Source organism: Variovorax sp. RA8 (genome assembly GCF_901827175.1).
Taxonomy (GTDB): Bacteria; Pseudomonadota; Gammaproteobacteria; order Burkholderiales; family Burkholderiaceae_C; genus Variovorax.
This window is the reverse complement of record NZ_LR594662.1, coordinates 3933911-3951029: the sequence shown is the minus strand read 5'-3', so window position 1 is coordinate 3951029 and position 17119 is coordinate 3933911. Positions and strand designations below refer to the sequence as shown.

Sequence of the window (17119 nt, the reverse complement as noted above, 5' to 3'; positions counted from 1 at the left end):
GGGCCGGGCGCTACTGGACCAGCAGCACCGAGATGTCGGTCTCCGAAACAACCTTCGTCGCCACCGAGCCCATGAGCGCGCGGCCGAGGATGCCGTGGCCGTGCGTACCCATCACGACCAGCTCGGCGCGGGCTTCGGTTGCGGCCTTCAGGATCTCCTCGGCCGCATGGCCGTGGCGTCCCTGGATGCGGAAGTTCGTGATGCCCTGCTTCTCGAAGAAGGCCTTGACGGGCTCGAGCACCTTCGCGTTCTCTTCGGTGTAGTAGTCCCCCAGCACGTCGCGGCTCAGGTGGCGTGCCACGTGACCGGGTACGCCGGTGCACACGTGCACCATGAGGAGTTCATTGCCTTCGACGAACATGGCGCGGTGGGCGACCAGGTAGTCGAGCGCCTTCTGGGTATGGGGACTGCCGTCGACGGCGACCAGGATCTTCATGCAAGCCTCTCGTTGTCTGGAACCTGCGGCCAGGCGCCGCATGCCAGGTTATACGGCGAGGCGCCGCCCGCGTACAGAGAAGCCGATCGTATGCAGGGATTTGCGCTCAGCCGCGCAGGCCCTTCCAGAGCATATAGGCGGCCAGCACGTACAGGATGCTCGCGAACACGCGCTTGAGCTTCGACACGGGCAGGCTGTGCGCGGCCTTGGCGCCTAGCGGGGCCACGAGGAAGCTGGAAATCGCGATCACGACCAGCGCCGGCAGCCAGATGTAGCCGATCGATCCCTCGGGCAGGCCCTGCACCGATTGGCCACTCGCCACGTAGCCCGCCACGTTGGCCACCGCGATGGGGAAGCCCAGGGCCGCGCTGGTCGCCACGGCGTTGTGGATCGCGATGTTGCACCAGGTCATGAAAGGCACGCTGATGAAGCCGCCGCCCGCGCCCACCAGGCCCGAGATGAAGCCGATCACGCCGCCGGCCGCGAGCTGGCCGCCGGTGCCCGGCAGCTGTCGCGTGGGCTTGGGCTTCTTGTCGAGGAACATCTGCGTGGCCGAGAAACCGACGAAGAGCGCGAAGAAGACGGCCAGCGCCTGGCCCTTGAGCAGCGCGAACACGCCGAGGCTGCCGACCAGGCTGCCGACCACGATGCCCGGTGCGAGCCGCCGGGCGATGTCCCAGCGCACGGCCCCTCGCTTGTGGTGCGCGCGCACGCTCGAGATCGAGGTGAAGATGATCGTGGCCATCGAGGTCGCGATCGCCATCTTGACCGCCAGGTCGGCCGGGACGCCCCGGTGGCCGAGGATGATGGTGATGAACGGCACCATCAGCATGCCGCCGCCGATGCCCAGCAGACCGGCGAGGAAGCCGGTGCCGACGCCGAGCACGGCGAGTTCGGCAACTAGCAGGGGGGCGAGCGTCATGGGGGAAGTGTTGGTCTTTTTGAAACTTAAAAAAACCACGGCCCCGAGAGCGGGGCCGTGGCCTTCGAGAAAAGGTGTCTGCGAGTGGGGCCGGACTCGCATCCTGAACCGGGGTTCAGGTGGGCGAGGGCAGCAAGGCTTCGGGTTCATCTGACGCGAGATGATCACACCCGCCAAGCGATATACCAAGCCCTGCTCCGTAGAGCATTGGAACAAGGACATATAGAGCCCGACGCACACCGCAGACGAAGCGGATTTTACGCCCGACGCCGGGCCTGCGGGTGCGCCTCAGAGCAAATGACCGTCGCCGGCGAGGGCTTGATCGAGGCGCTGGATCAACTGCGAGGCTCGGGCGTCGTCGACATCGCTGGTGCCCGGGGCCGCGGCTGGCGTCGGCGCGGAGGCCGGTGGCAGGGGCGCCACGGCGGCGGCAAGCGAGGCCTCGCGCTGGGCCAGGTCGAAGGCCAGGTTCAAGGAGGCCAGCACCGCGATGCGGTCGCGCGCCTTGACCTTGCCCGCGTCGCGGATCTTGCACATCGCGGCATCGACCCTTTCGACCGCCTCGCGCAGCTGCTGCTCGCCACCTTCGGGGCAGCCGAGCAGGTAGCTCTGGCCCATGATCTGGACTTCGACTTGTTTCATCAGTTGGAGGAGGCGTCTTGGGAGGGATCGGCCGGCAGCTGTTCGAGCAGCGCATCGAGTCGGCTGCGCGCCGCGGCCAGGCGCGACTTGAGCGCGTCGCGCTCGCGCGTCAGCGCATTCACCTGGTCTTGCAGCAGCGCATTGGTTCGCTGCACCTCTTCGTGGCGCACAAGCAAACGTTCGACGCGCTCGGCGATCTGATCAATACGGCTCGGTGCAGGCATGGGGGGCGATTGTAGTTTCCGGCCAAGCCGGCGTTTACCCATAAAATCCGGCGCGTTGGTGCTCGCGCCGTGGTTCACGCGGCGCAGTTCAACGGGAAGCAGGAGTCGAAGCCCTTCAGGGCCCAGCCAGCCTGCGCTGCCCCCGCAACGGTCAAACAGCCGGCACCCCTCGGTGCCACCCTCGTCAAGAAGCCACTGGGCGCCCTGAAACAGGTGCCTGGGAAGGCGGCGGGGGCGTGCTGTCAGCCCGGATACCGGCCAACGAGGCGGCTGCCGCATGCGCGAGCAGGCGGCAGCCATGACGTCCAAGCACCGGCGGGGAAGCCGGTGACGGGCATTGATCTCTTGTGTATTTCCATGATGACTTCCAGCGTTTCTTCCGCGCATGCCGATGGTCGCGCCTCGTCGCGTCCTCTCTCGGGGCCGCGCGCCCTGGTCCTCCCGATCGCCGCGGCCCTGGGCGGCCTGGCTTGCGCTCCGGCGCTCGCGCAAGGCACTCCCGCGCTCGCCGAGACGGTCGTGACCGCCAACCGCACGCCCACGCGTGCCGACGAACTGCTGTCCGACACGGTCGTCATCGACCGCGCGGAGATCGAGCAGCAGGCCAGCCGCACGCTGCCCGAGATCCTGGCGCGCGTCGCCGGCGTGCAGATCGCGGCCAACGGCGGTCCCGGCAAGGCCAGCAGCGTGTTCATCCGCGGCGCCGAGGCGCGCCACACCCTGCTGCTGATCGACGGCGTGCGCTATGGCTCGGCCACGCTCGGCACGCCGGCGTGGGAGAACATCCCGGTCGACATGATCGATCGCATCGAGGTCGTCAAGGGCCCGGCCTCGGCGCTGTACGGCAGCGACGGTGTCGGCGGCGTGGTGCAGATCTTCACGCGCAAGGGCAAGGCGGGCGATCCGCTGTTCAGCCCGCGCGCGTCGACCACCCTCGGCAGCGAAGGCTACAAGCAGATCACCGGCGGCTTCAGCGGCGCCTCGGGGCCCTTCACCTATTCGCTCGATGCGCAGCGCACTCTCGACAAGGGCTTCTCCTCGACCAACCGCAGGGTGCCCTTCGGCAACTTCAACCCCGACCGCGATCCGTTCTCGCAGAGCGCGCTCAACGCCTCGCTGGGCTTCCAGATCGACCCCGACTGGAAGATCGACAGCGGCCTGCTGTATTCGGAAGGCATCAACCACTACGACGACGGTCCGGAACGCGACACGCGCAGCCGGGTGCGCACCCAGACCGCCTACATCGGCGCGAGCGGCGCGGTGACCTCCGCCTGGAAGACGCAGCTGCGCTATGCGCAGAGCCGCGATTACACGCGCAACATCGTCGCGGACCCGTTCAACATGCCGGGCCTTTTCGAGACGACGCAGAAGGAGTACCTCTGGCAGAACGACATCGCGACGCCGATCGGCACGGTGCTGGCCGGGCTGGAGCGCCGCACGCAGGAGGTGAACAGCGACACGCGATACACCGTCACCGATCGCGACATCGATTCGGCCTTCCTCGGCCTCAACGGCAACGCCGGCAACCACAGCTGGCAGCTCAATGCGCGGCACGACCGGAACTCGCAGTTCGGCGACAGCGACACCTGGTTCGCGGGCTATGGTTACCGCATTTCCCCGAACTGGCGCATCCATGCGTCGCACGGCACCAGCTTCGTCGCGCCCTCCTTCAACCAGCTCTACTACCCGGACTTCGGCAACCCTGCGCTGCAGCCGGAGGAGGGGAAGAACACCGACATCGGCATCACCTGGAGCCAGGACGGGCACAGCGTGAAGCTGGTTCGCTACGACAACAAGATCCGCGGCTTCATCACCAGCACCACGCGCCCCGAGAACGTGCCGCGCGCGCGCATCGAGGGCTGGACGCTGGGGTACGACGGCCAATTCGGACCTTGGACGGTGCACGCGAGCGTCGATTCGCTGGACCCCCGCAACGAGCTCACCGGCGCGCAGCTGCCGCGCCGAGCGAAGAACCAGGCTACGCTCGGCGTCGACTACGCGGTCGGTCCCTGGAAGTTCGGCGCCTCGGCCCTGCACGTGGGCCGGCGCTTCGACGACACGCGCAATACCATGCGGCTTGGCAGCTTCACCACCGTGGATCTCCATGGCGAGTACAAGGTGTCGAAGGACTGGGCCGTGCAAGGCCGCATCACCAACCTCAACGACGTGAACTACGAGACCGTCTATGGCTACAACCAGCGCGGACGCGCGGTCTACCTGACGCTGCGGTGGCAACCGAAGTCGTGAATCCCGAGACCAAGACGCGCGAGCTGGTCCTCGGCGGCCAGCGCAGCGGCAAGTCGCGCTGCGCCGAGCTGCGCGCGGCCGAATGGCTGGCGCGCGATCCGGCGCACCGCGCCGTGCTGATCGCGACCGGGACCGCGCACGACGCGGAGATGCGCGAGCGCATCGCGCGCCACCGGGCCGACCGGGCGCAGCGCGTGCCCGGGCTCGTCACGGTGGAAGAGCCGGTCCAGCTCGGGCCCGCAGTGGCCCGCCACACCGAGTCCAGCACGCTGGTGCTGGTCGACTGCCTGACGCTGTGGCTGACCAACCTGCTGATGCCTGCCGAAGCCGCCGGTGCGGCACCGCCTTGCGCCGCTACCGCCGAGATGGCGCTGCTGCACGCGCTGCACGATGCCCGCGGGCCGGTGCTGCTGGTGAGCAACGAGATCGGCCTCGGCGTGATACCCATGGGCCGCGAGGCGCGCGCCTTCGTCGACGCGCTGGGCCGGCTCAACCAGCAAGTCGCCGCCGCCTGCGAGCGGGTGACGCTGATGGCGGCCGGCCTGCCGCTCAGCCTGAAGGAGGTTGCCTTATGAGCCGCACGGCCGTTCCGAAGGCGAATAGCACCGTAGCCGAAGGCGCAGGTGCTGCAGGTAGCGCCTTCACCAGGCTTCTGTTCGCCGGCCTGCTGGCCCTGTGGGCGCTCGCAGCCCATGCCGTGGTCGTGACCGACGAGCGTGGCGTGCCCGTGGAGCTGCCGCGGCCGCCGCAGCGCATCGTGACGCTGCTGCCCTCGCTGACCGAGTCGGTCTGCACGCTGGGCGCCTGCGACCGGCTGGTCGGCGTCGACCGCTATTCCAATTGGCCCGAGGCGGTGCGCACGCTGCCGCAGCTCGGCGGCGGCATCGACCCCAACGTCGAGGCCCTCGTGGCCTTGAAGCCCGACGTGGTGCTGCTCGCCGGCTCCTCGCGCGTCACCCAGCGGCTGGAGGCGCTGGGCCTCAAGGTGCTGGTGTTCGAGCCGCGCAGCCATGCGGATGTGCGGCGCGTGCTGGATGCGCTGGCCCAGGTGCTGGGCGGCGCCGATGCGCAGCGGGTGTGGCAGGCCATCGATGCCAGCGTCTCGGCCGCGGCGCAGTCGCTCCCGGCCGGCATCTCGCGCACCCGCGTGTACTTCGAGGTCAACAACGCGCCCTACGCGGCGGGCGAGAGCTCCTTCATCGGCGAGACGCTCGCGCGGCTTGGCGTGAAGAACATCGTGCCGGCCTCGATGGGGCCCTTTCCCAAGCTCAATCCCGAGTACGTGGTGCGCGCCGATCCCGACCTGATCATGGTCGGCGTACGCAGTGCGCAAGGGCTCGAGCGGCGACCCGGCTGGGGCGGCATGCGCGCGGTGCGCGAAGGCCGCATCTGCCGCTTCACCGCCGACGAGTCCGACGTGCTGGTGCGTCCGAGCCCGCGCATGGGCGAGGCCGCGGGCCTGATGGCACGCTGCCTGCGGGAGAAGGCGCTCGGAGGCGCCGGCGGGTGAGGAGCGAGCATCGCCGCGCACTGGCGCTGGGCATTGCATTGCTGGCCCTGGGCGCGGCCCTGCTCGTGCTGGGCATGGGCATCGGCAGCACCGGCTTCGAAAGCGTGCTGGCGGCGCGGCACGATCCGGTGGCGCTGCAGATCGTGTGGGGCATCCGCCTGCCGCGCACGCTCGGGGCCTGGCTCGCCGGCGCGTTGCTGGGACTCGCGGGGGCGGTCGCGCAGGGGCTGTTCCGCAATCCGCTGGCCGACCCCTACCTGCTCGGCAGCGCCTCGGGCGCCTCGCTGGGTGTGGCGGTGGCCCTGGCGATGTTCGGCGTTACGCCGACCAGCACCGAATGGGTGGTGCGCCTGGGCCTGACCGGCGCGGCCTTCCTGGGCGCGGTGCTGGCGGTGCTGCTGACGCTGCTGCTCGCACGCGGCGTGCAGCAGACGCTGCGGCTCTTGCTCGCGGGCGTGATCGTCGGCGTGGTGCTGGGGGCCGTCAAGGACCTGATCTCCATCGCCTCCGCCGACATCCTGCAGGCGCTGCAAGGCTTCATTCTCGGCAGCACCGGCCTGGTCGGCTGGAGCGCTTGCGCCGTGATGGGCGCCCTGGGCGCGGCCTGCCTGCTGCTGGGGTGGATGCTCGCGCCCCTGCTCGACGGCCTGGCGCTCGGCGAGGCCACCGCGGCGAGCCTGGGCCTGCCGCTGGGCGCGATGCGGGCGGCGCTGGTGGTGGTGCTGGCGCTGGCCACCGGCGCGGCCGTGGCGCAGACAGGGCTGATCGCCTTCGTCGGCCTGGCCTCGCCGCACCTGGTTCGCTCGGCCGTCAAGACCACGCACGCGCGGCTGCTCGTGCTGTCGACCGCGATGGGCGGCCTGCTGCTGATGGCAGCGGACCTGCTGGCACGCTGGCTGATCGCGCCGCAGGAACTGCCGGTCGGCGTGCTGACGGCGGTGCTCGGCGGCAGCTACCTGCTGTGGCTCATGCACCGGCGCAATGCGCAGGGGGGCTTCCGATGACAGCGGCCCTGGAGGCCAGGCAAGTGAGCGCCGCGCTGGGCGCCGTCGAGGTGCTGCATGCGATCGACCTCGCGCTCGCGGCCGGTCGCTGGACCAGCATCGTCGGCCCGAACGGCGCCGGCAAGTCCACGCTGCTCAAGGCACTGGCAGGTCTGCTGGCGCATCGCGGCGAAGTGCGCATCTCCGGCCAGCCGCTCGCCGCCCTGTCGGGCCGCGCGCGTGCCCGGCGGCTGTCCTGGCTGGGGCAGGGCGGGGCGGGCGAGGGCAGCGCCGACGACCTGATGGTCTACGACGTCGCCATGCTCGGCCGCCTGCCGCACCAGCGCTGGCTGGCGGCGCCCACCGAGGCCGATCGCGCGGCGGTCGAGCGCGCGCTGCGCAGCACCCAGGCCTGGGACTGGCGCGATCGTCCGCTGGGCCAGCTGTCGGGCGGCGAGCGACAGCGCGTGCTGCTGGCGCGCGCGCTCGCGGTCGAGGCCGAGCTGCTGCTGATGGATGAGCCGTTGGCCAACCTCGACCCGCCGCACCAGGCCGACTGGATGGCGCTGGCACGCGCACTGGTGGCCGAGGGCCGCACCGTGGTCAGCGTGCTGCACGAGCTCAACGTCGCGCTCGCGGCCGATGCGCTGGTGGTGATGGCCGGCGGCCGCGTGCTGCACCAGGGCGGCTGCCAGGATCCGGCGACCCACCAGGCGCTGGAGTCCGTGTTCGGCGGGCGAGTCGTGGTGCATCGCGTGGCCGGGCAATGGATCGCCCTGCCGCATTGAACATCGACAAGGAGAACCCATGCAGATCGAAACCCCGCCCGGCGAGAAGCCCTACGACAAGCCCGAGGGCGAACGCCGCGGCCTGGTGATCGTCAACACCGGAGACGGCAAGGGCAAGAGCACGGCGGCCTTCGGCCTGGCGCTGCGCGCGCACGGACGCGGCAAGGCGGTAAAGATCTTCCAGTTCATGAAGGTGCCCAGCGCGCGCTTCGGCGAGCACCGCATGTTCGAGCAGCTCGGCATCCCCATCGAGGGACTGGGTGACGGCTTCAGCTGGAAGAGCCAGGACCTCGAGCACTCGGCGCAGCTCGCGCGCGAGGGCTGGGAGAAGGCGAGGGCGGCGATCCTCGCGGGTGAGCACTTCCTGGTCGTGCTCGACGAGATCACCTATCCGTTGATCTACGGCTGGCTCCCGCTCGACACGGTGCTGCAGACCTTGCGCACGCGCCCCCGCGAGGTACACGTGGTGCTGACCGGGCGCCGCTGCCCGCCCGAGATCGTCGAGCTGGCCGACACCGTGACCGAGATGCAGATGGTCAAGCACGCCTTCAAGGCGGGCATCCCCGCGCAACGCGGCATCGAAGACTGAGGTGCCCTGGCTCTGGCTTCCTCTCCCTGTGGGGGAGGGCTGGGATGGGGGCAGTGCCGCGCTGGTCCACGCCGCGGCCCTGGTCCTCGCCCTGGCCGTGGACCGAATACTGGGCGAACCCCCGGCGCGCTGGCACCCGGTCGTCTGGATGGGCCGCTACCTCGGCTGGACCGGCCGCCGCGTGGCGCCCCCGATCGATGCATCACCGTCCCGCCGGTTCGGACCCTTCGCCGCCGGAGCGCTGGCCTGGTGCGCCGGTGCCGCCGCCGTCCTGCTCGCCGCCGCAAGCTTGAGCGCCACTGCCGCTCACCTGCCGGGCTGGGCAGCGGCGCTGCTGCTCGGCCTTGCGCTCAAGCCTCTGCTCGCCTGGCGCATGCTGCGGGACGAGGTGCTCGCGGTGGAGGCGGCGCTGGCCTGCTCGCTTACCGCAGGGCGGAACAGGCTCGCGCACCTCGTGAGCCGCGATGTCCTGACATTGGACGCAGCCGCAGTGCGCGAAAGCGCCATCGAATCGCTGGCCGAGAACCTCAACGACTCGGTGGTCGCGCCGCTGTTCTGGTTCCTGCTGCTGGGCCTGCCGGGCGCGGCGCTCTATCGCTTTGCCAACACCGCCGACGCGATGTGGGGCTACCGCGGCGAGCGCCATGGCCACGCCTGGGAGTGGGCCGGCAAGTGGGCCGCGCGCGCCGACGACGCGCTCTCATGGCTGCCCGCCCGCCTGACCGCGCTGCTGCTGTCCTGCTCTGTCCCGCTCCGGGGTCGCGCTGGGGTGGGGGCACGCGCCCTCATTCGCGAAGCCCGCCTGACCCCGTCCCCCAACAGCGGCTGGCCCATGGCCGCCATGGGCTTGCTGCTCGGAGTGCGCCTCGCCAAGCCCGGCGTCTACGTGCTGAATGCGGCAGGCCGCGAGCCCACCGCCGCCGACACCCGCCACGCGGCAACGCTGGGCGCGCGGGTGGTCTGGATGACAGCAGCACTGGCCGCGAGCGCGCTCCTCCTTCCTGCTGCATGGTGCAATCCATGAACCCCGACGAAGAAGCCCCGCACGGCGGCCCCGATGCCCGCGGCGCCGTGCCGCACGATTTCTCGACCAATGCCAATGCCTGCGGCCCCTGTCCGACGGTCGTGCAGGCGCTGGAGCAAGCCGATCCGAGCCGCTATCCCGACCCGCGCCATACCGCGCTGCGTGAGACGCTGGGCCGCTTCCATGGCGTCGCCGCCCAGCGCATCGTGATCGCCGCGAGCGCCAGCGAATTCATTGCGCGCATCACGGCCGCAGTCGCGCAGCAGGGCGGCCGCACGGTCTGGCTGCCGCGGCATGCCTATGGTGACTACCTGCATGCGGCCGAGGCGTGGGGGCTCGACGTGCGGCGCGACCCCGAATCGCCAGCAGGCACTGCGCTTGCGTGGTGCTGCGATCCGTCCAGCCCGCTGGGCGAAGTCCAGCCGGGCCTGGCGGCACTGGTGCATGCGTTGAACGCCTCCAGCACCTGCGTGCTCGACCTGGCCTACGAACCCCTGCGGCTCGAAGGCCGTCTTGAACTCGGCGCAGCGCAGCGGGACCGCGTCTGGCAGCTGTGGACGCCGAACAAGGCCCTGAGCCTGACGGGTGTCCGGGCGGCCTATGCGATCGCCCCGTTGGAAGCGGCCGGGACGGCCGGGATGGCCGAGCGGTTGAGCCGCCTCGCCCCATCCTGGCCCATCGGCGCGCACGGCGTCGCGCTGCTCGAGGCCTGGACGCTCGCCGAGACGCAGGGCTGGCTCGCCGCCAGCCGCGAACGCCTGCGCGACTGGAAACGCCGGCAGCAGGCCCTGTGCACTGCGCTGGGCTGGTCCGTCCTGCCCAGCGTCGCGAACTACTTCTGCGCGCGCCCCGATGTCCCGTATGCGCCGTGCTCCGCGGCCTTGCGCGAGGCCGGCATCCAGCTGCGCGATGCCCGTTCCTTCGGCCTGCCGGGCCACCTGCGCCTCGCCGTGCTGCCGCCGGCCAGCCAGAAGGCACTGGCTCGCGCCTGGCAAGCCGCGCGCGCCTGAAAAAGCGCGAACGGCACCTTCCGGGCTCAGCGCCGCTGCAGCTTCGGATTCTTCGCGAACAGGTCGGCCGCCCAGTCCACGAACACCCGCACCTTGGCGCTCAGGTGCCGGTTGGGCGGATACACCACATGCACCGGCAAGGGCGCGCGGGTCCAGTCCGGCAGCAGTTCCACCAGTTCCCCGCTCTCGATGTGCGGATCGGCCATGAAGGTGATGCACTGCGAAAGCCCGAAGCCGCCCAGCACGGCGGCCAGGTGCGCATTGCTCTCGTTGACCGAGACGCGGTAGGGCCCCGAGATCTCGATGTGCTCGTCGTCCTTGTGGAATTCATGCGGATAGATCCGGCGCGAGCCGGCCGCGAAATAGCTCACGACATGGTGGCGCTTCTCGATGTCCGACGGGTGCTCCGGCCTGCCGTAGCGCTTGACGTACGCCGCGGATGCCACCGTCACGAAGTCCAGCGTGCCGATGCGCCGCGCCACCAGCGACTGGTCGGTCAGGTCGCCGGCCCGGATCACGCAGTCCACGTTGTCGGTGATCAGGTCGACCGGCCGGTCGCTCACCCCCAGGTCGAGCTGGATGTCGGGGTAGCGGTCGCTGAAGGTGTGGAGCGCCGGCAGGATGATCAGCCGCGCCGTGGACGAGCCCACGTCGATGCGCAGCCGCCCGGTGGGGTTGGCCTGCGCGTTGGTCATGCTGGCCTCGATGTCGTCGAGGTCGTTCAGCAGGCGGGCCGTGCGGTCGTAATAGGCGGCACCGTCCGGCGTCACGGTCACGCGCCGCGTGGTACGGTTCAGCAGCTTCACATGAAGGCGGGACTCCAGCGCCTGGATCTGCTTCGTGACCGTGCCCTTCGGCAACCCGAGCGAATCTGCGGCACGGGTGAAGGTGCCGGCTTCCACGACGCGGACAAAGATCCGCATGGCCTGGACCTGGTCCATTGGTGCTCCTAGGGAAAAACCCGCGCGACTGCGGGCGGGGGCGGATTCTCACATGCACTGTATTAGCGGATTGTTAGTCGATTGGAAACAGAGTGAGGTTCACCAACCTGTTGTCGCAGTCAATGAGGCCCTTAATATTCAACGCATCGTTCACCCACTGAGGTTGTGCCATGTCATCCCGCCCCATCCCGCGTCCTGCTGAAGCCGCCCCGGCCCCGGCGGTCGCCGTTGCACCGGGCACGGAGGTCGACATCAGCATTCCGCTGCCGGAGCGCGAGCCGGTTCAGGCGCGCCTCTACGGCCAGCGGGCCAAGGGTGTGGCGGTGCCGCTGGTACTGCATTTCCACGGCGGCACCTTCGTGTGCGGCGACCTGGACCGCGGCCGCAACGTCTCGCGGCTCCTGGCAGCGGCTGGCGCGGTGGTGCTGTCGCTGGCCTATCCGCTGAAGCCCTTCCCTGAGCCCATCGAAGTGGGGTTCGCGGCCCTGGAGTGGCTCTACAAGCAGCGCGTCAAGCTGGCAGGCAAGGGTGCCCGCGTGTACCTGGCGGGCGAAGAGGCAGGGGGCAACCTGGCGGCCGCGGTGGCACTGATGGCCCGCGACCGCGCCCATCCGCCGCTGGCCGGCCAGATCCTGCTGTCCCCGATGCTGGACCCCTGTGCCGGCACGCTGTCGCTGCGCCAGGCCTCGGCCGACGATGCCCCTTGCCGCTGGGCTTCGGGCTGGCAGGAATACCTGAGCTGCCCGATGAACGCCACGCACCCCTACGCGGTGCCCGGCTCATCGCTCAGGCTGGCCGAGCTGGCGCCTGCATTGGTGCTGGTGGGCGAGGACGATGCGATGCGCGACGAGGCCCTGAGCTTCGCGCAGCGGCTGCAGGCAGCGGGCATTCCGGTGACCAAGGCGGTGCTGCCTTCGGCCGCGAAATGTCCCGACGAGTTGTATGACCCCGCCTTTGGGAATTGCGCGTGCACGGAGACAGTGGGTGGGCATTTGCGCGCATTTTTCGCTTCCACGGTGCCGCCGGTGCCTCCCCCGGCCTAGGCACCAGCCGGCTTCGCCGGTCAACCTCTTCTGAACCTTCCTGGGTCCGCCGGCTTGGCCGGTGGTGCCGGATTTCGCCTTCCTGCTGCTCACGGTCAGCGGGCTGGCCGGTTGTTTTCCAAAGTCATCTCAACGAGGAGCTTCATCATGCAAACCAACAACAAGCAGTCGAATGCCCGCCGCCGTCTATGGCCTGCCGTGACCGGCGTCACCGCCCTGGTGGCGATCGCCTCCGCGGTCCTGTTCGGGCTGCCCAGCTTCAAGGCCGTGGCCAACGATGCGCCCGCGGTCGCCACGCCGCGCGCCACGCCGGTGTCGGTGGCCGTGGTGGCCCCCACCGAGGTCAACACGTGGGACGAGTTCTCCGGCCGGCTCGAAGCGGTCGAGCGCGTCGACGTGCGTTCGCGGGTCGCTGGCGCGGTGCTGGCGGCGCACTTCCGCGAGGGCGCGCTGGTGAAGCAGGGCGATCTGCTGATCACCATCGACCCCGCGCCCTATGCAGCCGAGGTCGAGCGTGCAGAAGCGCAGGTCGCCTCGGCCCAGGCCCGCGCGGCCTTCACGCGCAGCGAGCAGGAACGCGCGCGCCGCCTGTGGGACGACAAGGCCATCGCCCAGCGCGAGCTGGACGAGCGCGTCAACGCAGGCCGCGAGGCCGAGGCCAACCTGCGCGCCGCGCAGGCCCAACTGCAGAGCGCGCGGCTGAACCTGGGCTACACGCAGGTGAAGGCGCCGGTGTCCGGCCGCATCGGCAGGCTGGAAGTGACCGTGGGCAACCTGGTCGCCGCCGGTCCCGGCGCGCCGGTACTCACGACGCTGGTGTCGGTCAGCCCGATCTACGCGAGCTTCGACGCGGACGAGCAGGTGGTGGTCAAGGCGCTGAAGGATCTGCCGCCCGGCGCCGGTGCGCGCGGCAAGCTCGACGGCATTCCGGTGCAGATGGGCACCGCCGGCCTGGAAGGCACGCCTTACGAGGGCCGCCTGCAGTTGATCGACAACCAAGTCGACGCCAGGAGCGGGACGGTGCGCGTGCGCGCCGCCTTCGACAACAAGGACGGCACGCTGATCCCCGGCCAGTTCGCCCGCATCCGCATGGGCCAGGCCCGCAACGACACGGCGCTGCTGGTGAGCGAGCGCGCCGTCGGCACCGACCAGAACAAGAAGTTCGTGATGGTCGTGGGCGAGGACAACAAGGCCGAGTGGCGCGAGGTCGCGCTGGGCGCTTCGGTCGACGGACTGCGTGTCGTGACCAAGGGGCTGAAGGCCGGCGAGCGCGTGGTCGTCAACGGCCTGCAGCACATCCGTCCGGGCGCCCTGGTGGCCCCGCAGACGGTGACCATGGACGCCAAGGCCGACGCGCAAACGCAGCGCGTGGCCAGCGCCGCCAAGTCCCGAGTGCCCGAGTGAAGCCGGCATCCCCGAGGGAAACAACACCATGAATCTATCGAAATTCTTCATCGATCGGCCGATCTTCGCGGGCGTGCTCTCGCTGCTGATGCTGATCGCGGGCCTGATCGCCTTGCGCGGGCTGCCGATCTCGGAATACCCCGAAGTCGCACCGCCTTCAGTGGTGGTGCGCGCCCAGTATCCGGGCGCCAATCCGAAGGTGATCGCCGAGACGGTGGCGACGCCGCTCGAGGAGCAGATCAACGGCGTCGAGGACATGCTCTACATGGGCAGCCAGGCGACCACGGACGGCGTGATGACGCTCACCGTCACCTTCAAGCTCGGCACCGATCCCGACAAGGCACAGCAGATGGTGCAGAACCGCGTCTCGCAGGCCGAGCCGCGCCTGCCCGAGGAAGTGCGGCGGCTGGGAATCACCACCGTCAAGAGCTCGCCCAACATCACGATGGTGGTTCACCTGGTATCGCCCAACGGGCGCTACGACATGAACTACCTGCGCAACTACGCGGTGCTCAACGTCAAGGACCGGCTGGCGCGCATCGACGGCGTCGGCCAGGTGCAGGCCTGGGGCGGCGGCGAGTACGCCATGCGCGTCTGGCTGGACCCGCAGAAGGTGGCGCAGCGCGGCCTGTCGGCCAGCGACGTGGTGGCGGCCATTCGCGGCCAGAACATCCAGGCCGCTGCCGGCGTGGTGGGCGCTTCGCCGGGGCTGCCGGGCGTGGACACGCAGCTGTCGATCAATGCGCAGGGCCGCCTGCAGAGCGAAGAGGAGTTCGGCGACATCATCGTCAAGACCAGCGCGGAAGGCGCCGTGACACGGCTGCGCGACATCGGCCGCATCGAGCTCGGCGCCTCGGAGTACGCGCTGCGTTCGCTGCTGGACAACCAGCAGGCCGTGGGCATCGGTGTGTTCCAGTCGCCGGGCTCCAACTCGCTGCAGATCTCCGCCGACGTGCGCAAGACGATGGACGAGTTGGCGAAGTTCATGCCCGAAGGGCTGGAGTACCGCATCGCCTATGACCCGACGCAGTTCGTGCGCGCCTCCATCGATTCGGTGGTGCACACGCTGCTCGAAGCCATCGCGCTGGTCGTGCTGGTGGTCATCCTGTTCCTGCAGACCTGGCGTGCCTCCATCATTCCGCTGCTGGCGGTGCCGGTGTCAGTGATCGGTACCTTCGCGGTGCTGCACCTGCTGGGCTTCTCGATCAATGCGTTGACGCTTTTCGGGCTGGTGCTGGCCATCGGCATCGTGGTGGACGACGCCATCGTGGTGGTCGAGAACGTGGAGCGCAACATCGAGGCGGGCCTGTCGCCGCGCGACGCCACCTACCGTGCGATGCGGGAGGTCTCGGGGCCCATCATCGCGATCGCGCTGACCTTGGTGGCGGTGTTCGTTCCGCTGGCCTTCATCAGCGGGCTCACCGGCCAGTTCTATCGGCAGTTCGCGGTGACCATCGCGATCTCCACCGTGATCTCGGCCATCAATTCGCTGACGCTGTCGCCGGCACTCGCGGCGCTGCTGCTCAAGGGCCACGATGCGCCCAAGGACGCGCTGACCCGCGGCATGGACCGCGCCTTCGGCTGGCTCTTCCGTGGCTTCAACCGGTTCTTCCATCGCGGCTCGGAAGCCTACAGCGGCGGCGTGCGACGGGTCCTGTCGCGCAAGGCGCTGATGATGGCGCTCTACCTGGCGCTGATCGGACTGACCTTCGGTCTGTTCAAGGCCGTGCCCAACGGCTTCGTGCCGGGCCAGGACAAGCAATACCTGATCGGCTTTGCCCAACTGCCCGACGGCGCCACGCTGGACCGCACGGACGAGGTGATCCGCCGCATGGGCGAGATCATGGCGAAGAACCCGAACATCGAAGGCACGCTGTCCTTCCCGGGCCTGTCGATCAACGGCTTTACCAACAGCTCGAACTCCGGCATCGCCTTTGCCATGCTCAAGCCTTTCGACGAGCGCAAGCGTGCCGACCAGAGCGGGGGCGCGGTGGCACAGCAGCTCAATGCGGAGTTCTCCAAGATCCAGGACGCCTTCATCGTCATGTTCCCGCCTCCGCCGGTGGAAGGCCTGGGCACTACCGGTGGCTTCAAGCTCCAGCTGGAAGACCGGGGTTCGGTCGGCTACGAGGGCATGGACGCGGCAGTGAAGGCCTTCATGGGCAAGGCGATGCAGGCGCCGGAGCTCACCGGCATGTTCACCAGCTGGCAGGTCAATGTGCCGCAGCTCTATGCGGATATCGACCGCACCAAGGCGCGTCAGCTCGGCGTGCCGGTGCAGGACATCTTCGACACCATGCAGATCTACCTGGGCAGCTTGTACGCGAACGACTTCAACAAGTTCGGCCGCACCTACAGCGTGCGGGTGCAGGCGGATGCGCCGCACCGCGCACGGCCGGAGGACGTGGGCCTGCTGAAGGTGCGCTCCACCTCCGGCGAGATGGTGCCGCTGTCTGCGCTGATGAAGGTGAACTCCAGCTTCGGGCCGGAGCGCGCGATGCGCTACAACGGCTATCTCACGGCCGACATCAACGGTGGCCCGGCGCCCGGCTATTCCTCCGGCGAGGCGCAGGACGCCATCGAGCGGATCGCCGCCGAGACCCTGCCCAAGGGCGTCGAGTTCGAATGGACCGACCTGACCTACCAGGAGATCCTGGCCGGCAACTCCGCCGTGATCGTGTTCCCGCTGGCCATCGTGCTGGTGTTCCTGGTGTTGGCGGCGCAGTACGAGAGCCTCACGCTGCCGCTGGCCATCATCCTGATCGTGCCGATGGGCATCCTGGCGGCGATGACCGGCGTGTGGATCTCCGGCGGCGACAGCAACGTGTTCACCCAGATCGGACTCATGGTGCTGGTGGGGTTGTCGGCGAAGAACGCGATCCTGATCGTCGAGTTCGCGCGCGAGCTGGAATTCGCCGGGCGCACGCCCTTCCAGGCCGCCGTGGAAGCAAGCCGGCTGCGCCTGCGCCCGATCCTGATGACCTCGCTCGCATTCGTGATGGGTGTGCTGCCGCTGGTGCTCGCCACCGGTGCCGGCTCCGAAATGCGGTCGGCCATGGGGGTAGCGGTGTTCGCCGGAATGATCGGCGTGACCGCATTCGGCCTGTTCCTGACGCCGGTGTTCTACGTGGCGCTGCGCAGGCTCACCGGCAATCGGCCGCTCAAGCTCCACGGCGAGGTGCCGCACCTGGCGGGCGACGAGGGCTTTGTCTCGGCAGAGCATCCCGCGGGCTCGCAGGGCGGCAACCACGACGGCGGCTCCGGCCCGGCCGGCGGCGCGGGCCTGCGCCCGATGCCCGCCGCGCCCTTGAACACGCACGACTGATGGCGCAAGCCTCATTGCAAGAAAGCGGATC

16 protein-coding genes and 1 riboswitch are annotated in these 17119 nt (G+C 69.4%); of the genes, 11 read left to right on the top strand and 5 right to left on the bottom strand.

Going from position 1 to position 17119, the window contains the following annotated elements; translation table 11 throughout:
- Window positions 1-10: 10 nt before the first annotated feature.
- From E5P3_RS18485 to E5P3_RS18470, 4 genes are all read right to left on the bottom strand, one after another.
- Window positions 11-436, bottom strand: coding sequence for a universal stress protein (locus E5P3_RS18485; RefSeq protein WP_162587299.1), 426 nt, complete (start codon window positions 434-436; stop codon window positions 11-13).
- Window positions 437-542: 106 nt separating this feature from the next.
- Entirely contained in the window at window positions 543-1358 is an 816-nt protein-coding gene (locus tag E5P3_RS18480; protein ID WP_162587298.1) for a sulfite exporter TauE/SafE family protein, read from the bottom strand.
- Between the two features lie 288 nt (window positions 1359-1646).
- Window positions 1647-2000, bottom strand: a complete 354-nt coding sequence (locus E5P3_RS18475; protein WP_162587297.1) for a cell division protein ZapA — start codon at window positions 1998-2000, stop codon at window positions 1647-1649.
- Window positions 2000-2224 (bottom strand): cell division protein ZapB, encoded by a 225-nt coding sequence (locus tag E5P3_RS18470; RefSeq protein WP_162589747.1) that lies wholly within the window; start codon window positions 2222-2224, stop codon window positions 2000-2002. The genes E5P3_RS18475 and E5P3_RS18470 overlap by 1 nt, the downstream gene beginning before the upstream one ends.
- A 39-nt stretch (window positions 2225-2263) precedes the next feature.
- Window positions 2264-2501, top strand: a riboswitch (cobalamin riboswitch).
- Between the two features lie 80 nt (window positions 2502-2581).
- Here E5P3_RS18470 and E5P3_RS18465 point away from each other — a divergent pair.
- From E5P3_RS18465 to E5P3_RS18430, 8 genes are read left to right on the top strand one after another with little or no spacing between them, the layout of a single operon-like run.
- Window positions 2582-4471: a TonB-dependent receptor domain-containing protein gene (locus tag E5P3_RS18465; protein ID WP_232073198.1), complete on the top strand. Its 1890-nt coding sequence runs from the start codon at window positions 2582-2584 to the stop codon at window positions 4469-4471.
- A complete protein-coding gene (gene cobU, locus E5P3_RS18460) occupies window positions 4453-5046 on the top strand; it encodes a bifunctional adenosylcobinamide kinase/adenosylcobinamide-phosphate guanylyltransferase (RefSeq protein ID WP_162587296.1) in 594 nt (197 codons plus the stop codon). Before E5P3_RS18465 ends, cobU begins: the two co-directional genes overlap by 19 nt.
- Window positions 5043-5981 carry an ABC transporter substrate-binding protein gene (locus E5P3_RS18455; RefSeq protein WP_162587295.1) on the top strand — a complete coding sequence of 313 codons (939 nt, stop codon included), beginning with the start codon at window positions 5043-5045 and terminating at the stop codon, window positions 5979-5981. Before cobU ends, E5P3_RS18455 begins: the two co-directional genes overlap by 4 nt.
- The gene (locus E5P3_RS18450) at window positions 5978-6985 is read left to right on the top strand and encodes a FecCD family ABC transporter permease (protein WP_162587294.1); all 1008 of its coding nucleotides are present in this window, start codon (window positions 5978-5980) and stop codon (window positions 6983-6985) included. The genes E5P3_RS18455 and E5P3_RS18450 overlap by 4 nt, the downstream gene beginning before the upstream one ends.
- Window positions 6982-7752, top strand: coding sequence for an ABC transporter ATP-binding protein (locus E5P3_RS18445; protein WP_162587293.1), 771 nt, complete (start codon window positions 6982-6984; stop codon window positions 7750-7752). The genes E5P3_RS18450 and E5P3_RS18445 overlap by 4 nt, the downstream gene beginning before the upstream one ends.
- Before the next feature lie 19 nt (window positions 7753-7771).
- On the top strand, window positions 7772-8341 hold the full coding sequence (gene cobO, locus E5P3_RS18440; protein WP_162587292.1) for a cob(I)yrinic acid a,c-diamide adenosyltransferase: 570 nt from the start codon (window positions 7772-7774) through the stop codon (window positions 8339-8341).
- A gap of 1 nt (window position 8342) precedes the next feature.
- Window positions 8343-9365 carry an adenosylcobinamide-phosphate synthase CbiB gene (gene cbiB, locus E5P3_RS18435; protein ID WP_443083253.1) on the top strand — a complete coding sequence of 341 codons (1023 nt, stop codon included), beginning with the start codon at window positions 8343-8345 and terminating at the stop codon, window positions 9363-9365.
- Entirely contained in the window at window positions 9362-10375 is a 1014-nt protein-coding gene (locus tag E5P3_RS18430) for an aminotransferase class I/II-fold pyridoxal phosphate-dependent enzyme (RefSeq protein ID WP_174263082.1), read from the top strand. Before cbiB ends, E5P3_RS18430 begins: the two co-directional genes overlap by 4 nt.
- Before the next feature lie 26 nt (window positions 10376-10401).
- Here E5P3_RS18430 and E5P3_RS18425 read toward each other — a convergent pair whose 3' ends face one another.
- Window positions 10402-11316 (bottom strand): LysR family transcriptional regulator, encoded by a 915-nt coding sequence (locus tag E5P3_RS18425; RefSeq protein WP_162587290.1) that lies wholly within the window; start codon window positions 11314-11316, stop codon window positions 10402-10404.
- Between the two features lie 170 nt (window positions 11317-11486).
- Here E5P3_RS18425 and E5P3_RS18420 point away from each other — a divergent pair, with 170 nt between their 5' ends.
- The 3 genes from E5P3_RS18420 to E5P3_RS18410 all read left to right on the top strand — a co-directional run bounded on the left by E5P3_RS18420 (window position 11487) and on the right by E5P3_RS18410 (window position 17088).
- A complete protein-coding gene (locus E5P3_RS18420) occupies window positions 11487-12359 on the top strand; it encodes an alpha/beta hydrolase (RefSeq protein WP_162587289.1) in 873 nt (290 codons plus the stop codon).
- Between the two features lie 147 nt (window positions 12360-12506).
- Window positions 12507-13763: an efflux RND transporter periplasmic adaptor subunit gene (locus E5P3_RS18415; RefSeq protein ID WP_162587288.1), complete on the top strand. Its 1257-nt coding sequence runs from the start codon at window positions 12507-12509 to the stop codon at window positions 13761-13763.
- Window positions 13764-13791: 28 nt separating this feature from the next.
- Window positions 13792-17088 carry an efflux RND transporter permease subunit gene (locus E5P3_RS18410; protein WP_162587287.1) on the top strand — a complete coding sequence of 1099 codons (3297 nt, stop codon included), beginning with the start codon at window positions 13792-13794 and terminating at the stop codon, window positions 17086-17088.
- The last annotated feature ends 31 nt before the right edge of the window (window positions 17089-17119 follow it).